Origin of the sequence: Coprococcus sp. BIOML-A2, from assembly GCF_009875795.1 — a bacterium.
Lineage (GTDB): Bacteria > Bacillota > Clostridia > Lachnospirales > Lachnospiraceae > Coprococcus > Coprococcus aceti.
Genome location: NZ_WWSI01000005.1, coordinates 16755 through 29141, shown reverse-complemented (window position 1 = coordinate 29141; position 12387 = coordinate 16755). Strand labels below are relative to the sequence as shown.

Below are 12387 nucleotides of genomic sequence, written 5' to 3'. Positions count from 1 at the left end.
TAAAATATAAAAAGATTCGGCAGTATATGTCCATCTCGGCATGTACTGTCGTTTTTATATGCATAACATGATAGAAAATATATGGGAATAAGTACAAAAAACGGGTGTTCAGCCGAAGATGTTTACTATTTTGCCTATTGTAATGCCGGGTGAACGAGTTTAGAATAAAACCGAAAACAGGAGTAAATTATAGAAAAGAAGGGAAAAAAGTGAACAAAGATCTTACTGTGGGAAGGCCAGAATCAGTGTTATGGAGATTCTGCCTGCCACTTTTCGGAAGTGTGATATTTCAGCAGCTCTATAACATAGCGGACAGCTTTGTGGCGGGGCAGTTCATAGGAGAAAATGCTCTGGCGGCGGTCGGCAACAGCTATGAGATAACACTTATTTTCATAGCATTTGCATTTGGATGCAATATAGGCTGTTCGGTCATAGTATCCCAGCTGTTCGGGGCAAAGAAATACAGCGAGATGAAGACTGCGGTCTGGACTACTCTCATAGCAAGCGCGGTACTTGTGGCGGTTCTCATGCTGGTTGGATTCCTGCTTGGAGAGAGACTGCTGGCACTTATTGATACCCCGGATGAGCTGATGAGAGATTCGCTTACTTATCTGAACATATACATATTGGGCGTGCCATTTTTGTTCTTCTACAACATAGCGACAGGAATATTCTCTGCGCTGGGCGACTCGAGAACACCGTTCATATTCCTTGCCATCTCATCGGTGTCCAATATAGCCGTTGATATACTGTTTGTAAAGACATTTGAGATGGGGGTAAATGGAGTTGCGTGGGCTACATTCATCTGTCAGGGCGTGAGCGCTGTACTTGCGATAATAGTTGTGTTCAGACGCCTGACAGCAGTTCGCACTGAGGGGAAGGTCCGTGTATTTTCGGGAAGCATGCTGGGCAAGATAGCAGTCATAGCCATACCGAGCATACTTCAGCAGAGCTTTATCTCAGTTGGAAATATAATTATTCAGAGCGTCATCAATGGATTTGGAGCCTCTGTCATAGCGGGCTATGCGGCGGCTGTAAAGCTCAACAATCTCGTCATAACGTCATTTACAACACTTGGAAATGGAATATCCAACTATACCGCACAGAATCTTGGCGCGGGTAAGATCGACAGGATAGGACAGGGACTTAAAGCTGGAATAAAACTCATATGGGGACTATGCATACCATTTGCGGTTTTGTACTTCTTCTTTGGCCGTTATGGCATGTATCCATTTATGGAGAACAGGACAGGACTTGCCCTTGACACGGGAGTCACGTATCTCAGGATACTGGCGCCGTTCTACTTTGTAGTATCGGCAAAACTTGTAGCTGATGGAATACTAAGGGGAACAGGCATGATGGGCAGGTTCATGACATCTACGTTTACGGATCTGATACTCAGAGTGGTGCTGGCGATAGTGCTGTCAAGAGTTATAGGCTCCGCCACAGGAATATGGCTGGCCTGGCCGATAGGTTGGACTATAGCAACAGTCATGTCACTGTTATTCTGTGTGAATGGTATTAAGAAGCTGAAAAGAGAAAAAACAGGGAGGATAGAATAGATGACAGATAAAATGACTCAGAAGAGCCATGAAGATATGAGTAAAGAAATAAACAAAGATGGTGTGGCGGTGCGTACACGGGGATATCATATATGGAGAGTTATATTCTGTATAATAGGCGTGCTGGGAATGCTGATGTTCATATATCCGGTGCTTAGAGGCTGTCATGTGAATATAGGAACCCTGCTGGGAACAGGCGTGTTTGCACTTCTCACATTGTATGGAGTATTCAGGGCAAAGATAGACAAATCTGTCAGAAAGCTTTGGGATAAAAAAGCAGGAAAGATATGCTTAAGTATCGTGCTTGCGCTTGTAACCATTGCTCTTGCCCTTGTTGTGGTCATCACGTATCACATGGTCTATGCGGCTCATGTAAAGCCTAAACAGGATGCCACAGTCGTAGTGCTCGGATGCGCAGTTAGAGGCGGTGGACCAAGCCTTATGCTGAGGGAGAGACTTATAGCAGCACAGGATTATCTTGAGGAGAACCCGGAGGCCGTATGCGTTGTGTCCGGTGGACAGGGCGCAGATGAGAGCATGTCGGAAGCTCAGTGCATGTATGAATACCTTACAGAGCACGGAATTGCTCCGGAGAGAATATATATGGAAGACAAGTCTACGTCCACAAGGGAGAACATAAAGTTTTCGGCTGAGATCATCAGACAGAACGGACTGCCGGACAAGATGAATATAGTGACAAATGAATTCCACGAGTACAGGGCAAAGCGTATAGCGGACAAACAGGGCATAGAGACGGGCTCCATAGCCGGAAGCACTGCATGGTGGCTGCTTCCGACATACTATGTCAGGGAGATGGCAGGCATACTGTATGAGTGGATCAGTGGCTGATGCGTGGACAGGTGCGCTGCGAGGCGGACAAAGTGAATACAATGATCCGCCGGACACCCATGCAGGTATATTTGGTCGAAATGCACAGATAACCTTGAAAAAACCTTGTAATATTTCTTGAAAAATGCATGTAAAAACGTACTTCTAAATAGAAGAAATTATGTTATAATGACTCTGTATGATACAAATACAGTATCCAGTTAAAAGGAGAATGAGATGAACAAATTAGAACTTCAGAAAAAAGCTGTAGAAGTTCGCAAGGGCATTGTTACAGGTGTATACAATGCAAAGAGCGGACATCCAGGCGGCTCATTATCAGCAGCAGACCTGTTTACTTATCTTTATTTCGAGGAGATGAATGTGGATCCTAAGAATCCTGAGGACGAGAATCGTGACAGATTCGTGCTCTCAAAGGGACACACAGCTCCGGGCTACTACGCAGCACTTGCGTTAAAAGGCTTTTTCCCAATAGAAGACTTAAAGACACTCAGACATGTTGGATCTTACCTTCAGGGACATCCTGACAAGAAGCACACTCCAGGAGTGGATATGTCATCAGGATCACTGGGACAGGGACTTTCAGTTGCAGTGGGTATGGCACTTGCAGCCAAGATGCAGGGCAAGGATTACAGAACATACTGTCTCTGCGGTGATGGAGAGATCCAAGAGGGACAGATATGGGAGGCAGCTATGTTCGCAGGACATAGAAAGCTTGACAATCTGTGCGTTATAGTAGATAACAACAATCTTCAGATTGACGGAACGGTTGAGGATGTATGTTCACCATATCCTATAGATGAGAAGTTCAAGGCATTCAACTTCCATGTTATCAATATCAATGGCAATGACTTTGACGAGATCGACAGGGCATTTGCTGAGGCAAAGTCCCACAAGGGTGAGCCTACAGCGATCATCGCCCACACGATCAAGGGCAAGGGTGTATCATTCATGGAGGACAAGGCCGGCTGGCATGGAAAGGCTCCGAATGAAGAAGAGTATAAGATCGCCATGGAAGAACTTGAGAAGGAGGCTGCAGCATTATGATAGAGAATAAAGCAATCGCAACCAGAGAGAGCTATGGCAATGCCTTAGTAGAGATCGCAAAGGAGCATGATGATCTTGTTGTTTTAGATGCAGACCTTGCAGAGGCAACCAAGACAGTTATTTTTAAGAAAGCTTATCCTGAGCGACACGTTGACTGTGGCATCGCGGAGGCGAACATGGCAGGAATAGCTGCCGGAATGTCAACATGCGGATATGTTCCATTTATGAGTTCATTTGCAATGTTCGCTGCAGGACGTGCATTTGAGCAGGTGAGAAATACCATCGGCTACCCACATCTGAATGTGAAGATCGGTGCAACCCACGCAGGAATCTCAGTAGGTGAGGATGGAGCAACACATCAGTGCTGTGAGGATATCGCACTCATGAGAGAGATACCAGGCATGGTTGTCATTAACCCATGTGATGATGTAGAGGCAAGAGCAGCAGTCAAGGCTGCATACGAGTATGTTGGACCTGTATATCTCAGATTTGGAAGACTGGCAGTTCCAGTACTCAATGATGAGAGCACATACAAGTTTGAGATCGGCAAAGGGGTTAAGCTCAAGGACGGCAAGGACATATCTATCATAGCTACAGGACTTTGTGTATCTGAGGCTGTGAAGGCTGTGGATATGCTCGCTGCTGACGGTATAGATGCTGAACTCATCAACATCCACACTATCAAGCCTATCGATGAGGATATCATCGCTGAGACAGCTCAGAAGACAGGAAGAGTGTTCACAGTTGAGGAGCACTCCATCATAGGTGGTCTCGGAAGTGCTGTTGCAGAGGTGCTTGCTGAGAAGTGTCCTACAAAGCTGACAAGGATCGGTGTGAGAGATACATTTGGTGAGTCAGGCCCTGCAAAGGAACTGCTTCACAAGTATGAGCTTGATGCCGAGGGTATCTACAAGCAGATCAAGGCTGCGCTGTAATCCTAATGTGATCATTTGGAGACATAACAGAGAACACAAGATAAATAGCTGATACTAAATATCTGTGAAAGATATAGAGAGTTATATACAGATGGGGGAGCCTGCCGGTGGCAGGCTCTTTCCATATATACATATGAACTGTCAGATGGGCGGTAGACACTGCAGACATCCGGCAGATTCTGTGATTTACATACACAAGGGCTGAAGACCAGATGAAACTGGGAACTTTACAGAAAAGAGGTAGGAATCATATGGGCAGAGAGTATGTAGAGGAGCTTAAGAACCGCGTGCTGAATGGTGGAGCGGAGATCACATATGATGAGGCTCTAAAGCTTGCACATGAGGATCTGGATATACTGGCGGCTTCAGCAAATGAGATAAGAGAGTATTTCTGCGGAGACCGGTGCGATGTGTGTTCGGTCATAAGCGTGAAGGAGGGCAGATGCACAGAGAACTGTAGATACTGTGCACAGTCCAGGATAGCGAAGAAGGATATACCAGAGATAAATCTGCTTGGTAATGAAGCGGTTACTGAGGGTGCATCGATTGACTATGACAAGGGAAGCTTCAGGTACTGCCTTGTGGCTGAGGGCAGGAGACTTTCAAAGCGGGAGGTTGAGCTTGCTGAGAAAACGGTCAAGGATATACACGACAATGTGGATATCAACATATGCGCGTCATTTGGCCTGCTGGATCAGGAGGACTTTACGAAGCTTAAGGGTGCGGGACTTACAATGATACACAATAACCTTGAGACATCACCTGCATATTTTCCGGAGGTGTGCACCAGTCACACCCAGGAACAGAAGAAGGCGACAATACGCGCTGCAAAGGCTGCGGGACTCATGGTGTGCAGTGGCAGTCTGTTCGGCATGGGCGAGACACTTGAGGACAGGGTGGCGCTTGCATTTGAACTTAGAGAGCTTGGCGTGGATTCGGTTCCGATGAACCTCCTCAATCCGAGGGAGGGGACGCCATTCTATGACAAGACACCTCTCACTGAGGAGGAGTACGTCAGAACGATAGCAGTATACAGATTTGTCATGCCCCAAGTCATGATAAGGCTTGCGGCTGGAAGAGGAAGATATGAGGACAACGGCGAGGCTGCACTTGCAGCCGGGGCAAATGCGGTCATAAGCGGTGACTTCCTGACCACCGATGGCACATCATTTGACCTTGACTTTGACATGATAAGAAGAAACGGATTTGTCACGGACAGAAAACATTCATAGACATTAGTAGGTGCTCCGTGCGCAAGGCAATTGGATGAGAAGGATTAACTGCACGCAAATAAGAGAATATAACATGCAGAATAAGTTTTAGAAGGAGAAGTATATGAAGATTTATGACAGGATCATGGGACTTGGAACAAAGATGACAGACATGGATGCATCCACATATCAGGGCGCATTCATAGGCAAGATATCCTACACAGTAGACAGAGAGAAGGCAGAGGCTGCCGACAGCATTACATATGAGTATGGTGATGTTAAGGAGAACGCATTCATGTACATACTCTCTATCCTTGGAAAGGTAGAGGGAGAAGAGACTCCTGTTGAGAAGATGACCATCACACTCGTAAAGGCATCAGACAAGGAGAAGGAGATCAAGAGAGTGGAGAAGACGGATTATGAGGACGAGAAGCCATTCCACACATTTACAAAGGAAGAGGTTTATGCATTCAGCAAGGAGACAGGAGACGAGAATAAGATCCACCTCACAGACCATCCTGTAGTTCAGGGAATGTTGCTCCTCCGCACAGCAGCATGTGCACACGAGGACCTGAAGAGACTTGATGTTAAGTTTGTAGAGCCTTCATACGCAGAGGAAGAGCTCATGTGGGGCAGCAATGGCAGAGAGCTTGTGCTTTATGCAGATGGCTATGTAAAGGCTTCATTCAAGGTTGTGAAATAGTTTCCGCTAACAGACGATCATTATGATAGATACAAAATAGGCGTCATACCTGATCAGGTATGATGCCTATTTTGTTATTTGAATTAAGACTAGTTTATTCTTATGAAATCGGATCTTACATATCCGGTGTATTTCTTTGAGCCCTTGGTGTAAGTGATCTTATACCACGCATTCTTGCCGGAATATTTGCAGCCGCTGATCTTGACCTTTGATCCTCTGGCAAGTTCCCGGATGATACGTTTGTTGGTTCCTGCCCCTGCCCTGAGACGGACCTGGCTGTCAATGACTGTTCCGCTCAATGAGCTGGCTTTTGCGGGAGCTTTTGAAATGTCGCCATATACTATCGAACCATTGACATTCTTATATGCAAGAATCCTGTAGCCGAAGCCACTCTTCAAAGCAGGAAGTATACAACTGGTTGTTTTGTAAGAGGATATTTTCTTTACTCTTGTGTATTTGTTATGGGCAATATCATATTTGTATATGATGTAGCCGGATACATTTGAAAGCTTCTGCCAGTGCAGACAGCGATACGAACCGAGAGGAGTATACTTAAATGAAGATGTAAAGGTTCGTGGCTTTGTACATTTGCTGAACTCCAGGCGGTTGCTGTACATAATCACACCGTTGTATTCATAATACGCCCTCACGCCGAATTTGTATGTTGTGGCGGGAGAAAGTCCGGTAAAGTTATAACTTCTGGATTTATCGCCTATGCATCTTGCAATTCTATCATATTTACCAGTGGACGTGTTGTATTTGTACACGAAATAGCCTGTGACTCCGGAAATCTTGCTCCAGCGGACATTAATGGAACTTGAAGTCCTGTCTGCTATTGCGGCCTGGGTAGGCATGTCCGGGGCGGTATCGAAGATTGGAGGTTCAGGATCTGTCGATGCAGTTACAGCCTCTGCATAGGTGGCGGTGCAGCTATATTCTTGCGAGTAAGCTCCGTATACAGTGCCGGCATTTAATTTATGGTATCCGCGCACCATGTAGGTATATTTTTTACCGCTGGTGAGACCGTTATCAGTGTAGGTCAGAGTTCTAGCCCCCTTTGTTGTTCCGATCGACACATATTTTCCTTCGGCCTCATCGTAACGAACTATTTGATAACCATATACCTCCGGAACCTTATTCCATGTGAGGGTTATGGATGAGTTGGTCGATGACTTAAATGTGAGTTCTGTAGGTGCTGCCGGTGTATTTACATATTTGAAATCGAGATCCGTCGGATAGCTTATTCCGGCGACGGTTCCGTTGTCATCGTACTGCCAATATGAATGAGTGGCGGTCAGCGTGTCTGAATCGTTGTACTGCGCATTCCATATCGGGTATTTGTTGTTTATACTGGTGATCTTCATGTCATCGGTTATAACACTTTTGCTCGCATACAGCATGCCCACGTAGCCGCTTGCTTCCACTGTACTGCAAAAAGTGTTGATGACCGTGGTGGCAGCACTTTTGGACAGGTGCGCATTGTAGAGCCTGCCGGTCAGTCCACCCTCCCATGCGTATTCGTAGTCCATGACGATGGGAAGTGTCAGGTTGTAAGAGGATACGATGTTCAAGGTGTATGCCGCCTCCTGCCTGGCCTCGGTGGCGTTTATGGCCTGAGAGTAGAAGTACGCTCCGACATCAATCCCTGCCGCAGTTGCATTCTTGACATTCTCAGCAAATTTGGAGTCGACGAAATATGCACCTGAACCATAGTACCTTCCTCCAGCCCTGATAAAGGCAAATGTAACGCCGCTGGATTTTACCTTGCTCCAGTTGATGGAACCGTTCCACTCCGATACATCTATCCCCTTCATGACAGTGGAGTTCTTGAACTGGGATGCGTGTGTATATGTTGTCGATGAGAGCGTGGCAACACCATAAGGATTAGCGCTGTCTGACTGCTTTTGCAACTGCCTTATCGTCTCAGGATCGTTGCCGTAAAGACTATATATGTGGTCGATCTCGGCATCGCTCAACTGAGTGTAGTCAAAGTTACCTTCATCCACAACCTCCTGGACCTCAGATCTGGTCGATGATGTTGAGATGGTGGAGGTATCAGCCGCGTATACTGTGGCAGAGTGGAAGATATTATCTGCCGCAGTCAGTATAAATATTCCAAGGGAAATAATAAAAAGTTGTTTAGATAATCGTTTTATTCTCATGTAAGCCTCCTAATACAAATATTACAATTATATTACAAAAAGATTATTAAAATATTATTAATAAAAGGCCTGCGTGAGAAAAATATTGATAAAAATATAAAAAAAATAGGGGAAAGCAGGAGATACAAAGTATGTATGCTTTTCCCTATTTTAATTGTATAAGAATCAGAATTACTTGACACGTATGAAATCAGATCTTATATAGCCCGTATATTTTCTGGAGCCTCTGGTGTATGTGACCTTATACCAGATATATCTTCCAGACTTTGCGTAGCCGGAGATCTTGACCTTTGAACCCCTTGCAAGCGTTCTGACTACTCTGCTGTTTGTTCCGGCTTTTGCACGGAGGTTTACGCTGCTGTCAGTGATCGTTCCGGTAAGAGATGTATTCTTGATCGGTGCTTTTGAAAGTGCACCGTAGTATATCTTGCCGTTGTACTTCATGTAAGCAAGAACACGGTAACCGTAGCCTCTTCTGAGGTTAGGAACAAAACAGAAATTTGTCTTGTTGGATGTTATCTTCTTAACTCTTGTGTATTTGTTTGCCTTCTGATCATACTTGTATACGATGTAGCCGTCAGCGTATGACAGCTTTGACCACTGGAGGAATCTCTGCGATCCAAGTGGTGTGTATTTGAAGGATGATGTAAAGGTTGCCGGGAGAGTGCAGGAGCTGAAATCCTTGCGGTCACTGAAGCCTGTGAATCCATTCCGCTCTGTGTATGCTCTCACTCCAAATTTGTATTCTGTTCCGGCTTTAAGTCCTGTAAATGTGTATGTTCTGTTGCTGCTTCCGCTGATACGTGCCACCTGCTCAAATGACTTGCTGGACGTATTATATTTGTATACCGTGTAGCCCGTGGCATCAGATATCTGTGTCCATCTTATGGTCACGGAATTGGCTGTCCTTGATGCGGTTGCAATCTGGGAAGGAACAGCAGGTCCGGTAAATCCGCTCACTGCGCTGGCTGTCTCTGTGTAGTGGTATGTTCCATTTTTCTTGTAATATGCACATACCGTGTAGCTGTACTCAGTTGAATGAGGAAGTCCCTTGTGTGTGTATGTGTCAGTAGACTTGGAAGAGATCTTTGCAAGCCTTGTCCAAGTAGCATTGGATGGCTCCCATACATATACGATGTATCCGTCAACATTTTCCTGCTTATTCCACTTCAGTGTAAGTGAGCTTGTGTAGGCTGAAGTGATCTTGAGCCCTGTAACCTCGCCTGGGTCGGTGGTTATGGTCTTGGCATCTGATAGAACGTGCCAGATGGTGTTGGTATCAGTTGTTGTGTATGCGCGTACCTTGTAGTTATATTTTGTGCCAGGATTGAGCTGGCTGTCGGTAACCTCGCAGTCGTCAGGAGAATTGGTCGTGGCAATCGTCTCGTAGCTGCCTGATGAACCGTTGCTTCTGTATACTCTGTATCCTGTTGCTGCAGGGATAGGTGACCATGAAAGTTTTACAGATGTAGGCGCTGTAATTGCAGCCGCAAAGTTCTCTATGGTATCAGCTATTGTAATGCCGGTACACTCTGCTGAGTAGGTTCCGTAGATGGCTCCTGAGCTCAATTTGTAATATCCGCGTACCTTGTATGTATACTTTTTACCGTCCTGAAGATTCTTATCTGTAAATGTAGTCGTTCCGGCACCCTTGGCAGTTCCCACGGAGACATATTTATCTTCGGAGCTGTCGTAACGCACGATCTGGTAAGCATAGACCTCAGGGATCTTCGTCCATGTCAGTGTGATAGTGGAGTCTGTGCACGCTGACTGTGTCAGAGATGAAGGCGCGGCAGGAGATTTGACATATCTGAAATTCATATCAGTTGCATTGCTGATTCCTGACACCTTGCCGACGTCGCTGTACTGCCAGTATGAATGTTTCACTGTGAGAGTGTCCGTGTCGTTGTACTGGGCATTCCATATAGGATATGACTGTGCGATCGAAGATGCGTTCATGTCGTCTGTGATGACAGTCTTGCTGGCGTAGATCATGCCTACGTAGCCCTTTGATTCAACTGCCGCACAGAATGCTTTTATGATATTTGTAGCTGCGCTCTTGGAAAGGTGAGCGTTGTACAGACGACCGCTCAGACCTCCATCTTCCCATGCGTATTCATAATCCATGACAACGGGATAAGTTATGTTGTAGCCTGAGATCAGGTCGGTAGTGTATTTGGCTTCTGTCTTGGCCTCCGATGTGCTGATGGCCTGTGAGTAGAAGTACACACCCACGTCAACACCTGCATTCAGTGCATTTTTGATATTATCCTTGTATGTAGAATCGATGAAATATTTTCCTGAACCGTAGTAGCGTCCGCCCACACGTATGAATGCGTAGGATATTCCTGCGGCTTTAACCTTTTTCCAGTTGATGTTGTCGCCGTTCCACTCGGATACGTCTATGCCCTTGATGACTTTGTAGCCATCGAACATGGAAGAGTGGGTATATCTGGCACTCAGCGTAGCTATATCGCCGGTGGCGTTGTAATCGGATTGACGCTGGAGCTGTTTGATGGTTTCGGGATCGTTATTATACAACTCGTATATGTGATCGATCTCTGTACCGTCAAGCTCTGTGTAGTCGAAGTTTCCATCGTCCACCACCTGCTGTACATCCTCCCTCGTTGATGTAACGCTTATGTCGGACATGTTTGCGGCATAGGCTGTTTCGGGCACGTTGCCGGCAAATGCGAATACACTTATACCCAGAGCAGCGCCCAGAATTATCCTGGTAAATTTTCTGATAATCATGAATTCCTCCCGTTTTGTAAAAAGTTTTGAGCACAGTTTACATAATATAATGTACGCTATGAAAAGTCAATAAAACTGCACTGATTTGTTACGAATATATTACAAAATGCTTATTAAAATCCAGCTAAAACATAAAGCCTGAATGAAAAACAAGAAAAAAGTCGGTAAAGGTTGATGTTTTTCATATTAAATACATAAAGTCTATGTTATAATTAGCAGGCATATGAAATTTGGAGGACAATAACTGTTGGATGATAAAAAAAGAGTTGGATTTTTAGGCGCGTTGAAGAACATGTTCGTAGGTGTCGCAAAACCGGAAGCTTATTACATAAATGGACGATTTGGACGGATGTCATCGGCGATGCTGATAACATTTATCATGAGCACACTGACTTATCTGGTGATATTCTTTATTCCATATAACCAGTTGTTTGGCGGCGGAAGGCTTGCGGACAGGATAGACCGGAATATGGAGGATTTTTCACTGACCGGAGATGGTTTTTACTACGATGGGGCATTCGACTGGTCGGATGATGAGAACATGTCCTACATAAAGATCGACACATCGAAGACGAAAGTGGATGAAGCTGTTGCAAGAGACCTTGCTGCAGACGGCGGGTATCGTACCGTATTCATCATATCAGCGGATGAGATACTCACATATAACTCAGGAAGAACACAGATCATAAGATGTAAGGATATATATGAATCCCTGAATGAGACATATGGATTCAAGGCTGTTACAAAGCAGGATGTGATCAATCTCATAAATAAGCTCGACACACCAGTGCTTGTGCTTGCATGGGTATTGCAGATAATTGTTGGATTTGTGCTCACGTTGTTCTGGTCACTGCTCATAACGGTAGCGGGACTGATAGCGGCATCCATGAAGAAGATCGAGGTATCATTTGGCACTATTTACAAATCTGCCATATATATAAGGTTATTATGGTATTTCCTCATGATGGTCATTGCAACATACATATGGCCGGCGAAGAGAACGATGGGGATGCTGGCGCTTTTCATATCTGTGATATACATATTTGCCGCTGTATCGCAGTATCATAAGAATAACCCGGATGACGATCCACAGGAAGGTCCGGCACAGGTAGAACAGAATGATCTGGCGCAGGAATTTGCCCAGTATGAGCAAAGGTAAATAATTAT

The 12387-nt window shown here is 45.3% G+C and carries 9 protein-coding genes; 7 read left to right on the top strand and 2 right to left on the bottom strand.

Going from position 1 to position 12387, the window contains the following annotated elements:
- Positions 1-209 precede the first annotated feature (209 nt).
- The 6 genes from GT575_RS10810 (at position 210) to GT575_RS10785 (ending at position 6304) form a co-directional block, all read left to right on the top strand.
- Positions 210-1562, top strand: coding sequence for an MATE family efflux transporter (locus tag GT575_RS10810; protein WP_022215819.1), 1353 nt, complete (start codon positions 210-212; stop codon positions 1560-1562).
- Positions 1563-2411 carry a YdcF family protein gene (locus GT575_RS10805; RefSeq protein ID WP_161171990.1) on the top strand — a complete coding sequence of 283 codons (849 nt, stop codon included), beginning with the start codon at positions 1563-1565 and terminating at the stop codon, positions 2409-2411. It abuts the gene before it with no gap.
- 216 nt (positions 2412-2627) lie between these two features.
- A complete protein-coding gene (locus GT575_RS10800) occupies positions 2628-3455 on the top strand; it encodes a transketolase (protein WP_004850272.1) in 828 nt (275 codons plus the stop codon).
- Positions 3452-4390, top strand: a complete 939-nt coding sequence (locus GT575_RS10795; protein WP_015533848.1) for a transketolase family protein — start codon at positions 3452-3454, stop codon at positions 4388-4390. The genes GT575_RS10800 and GT575_RS10795 overlap by 4 nt, the downstream gene beginning before the upstream one ends.
- Before the next feature lie 251 nt (positions 4391-4641).
- Positions 4642-5622: a biotin synthase BioB gene (gene bioB, locus GT575_RS10790; protein WP_117874602.1), complete on the top strand. Its 981-nt coding sequence runs from the start codon at positions 4642-4644 to the stop codon at positions 5620-5622.
- Between the two features lie 103 nt (positions 5623-5725).
- Complete coding sequence (locus GT575_RS10785) at positions 5726-6304, top strand: hypothetical protein (RefSeq protein WP_022215816.1); 579 nt, start codon at positions 5726-5728, stop codon at positions 6302-6304.
- 89 nt (positions 6305-6393) lie between these two features.
- Here GT575_RS10785 and GT575_RS10780 read toward each other — a convergent pair whose 3' ends face one another.
- On the bottom strand, positions 6394-8466 hold the full coding sequence (locus tag GT575_RS10780) for a GH25 family lysozyme (RefSeq protein WP_161171989.1): 2073 nt from the start codon (positions 8464-8466) through the stop codon (positions 6394-6396).
- 171 nt (positions 8467-8637) lie between these two features.
- Entirely contained in the window at positions 8638-11220 is a 2583-nt protein-coding gene (locus GT575_RS10775; RefSeq protein ID WP_161171988.1) for a fibronectin type III domain-containing protein, read from the bottom strand.
- A 247-nt stretch (positions 11221-11467) separates the two neighbouring features.
- On the opposite strand from GT575_RS10775, the gene GT575_RS10770 reads away from it, so the two are divergent.
- On the top strand, positions 11468-12379 hold the full coding sequence (locus tag GT575_RS10770; RefSeq protein WP_161171987.1) for a DUF1189 family protein: 912 nt from the start codon (positions 11468-11470) through the stop codon (positions 12377-12379).
- Positions 12380-12387 lie beyond the last annotated feature (8 nt).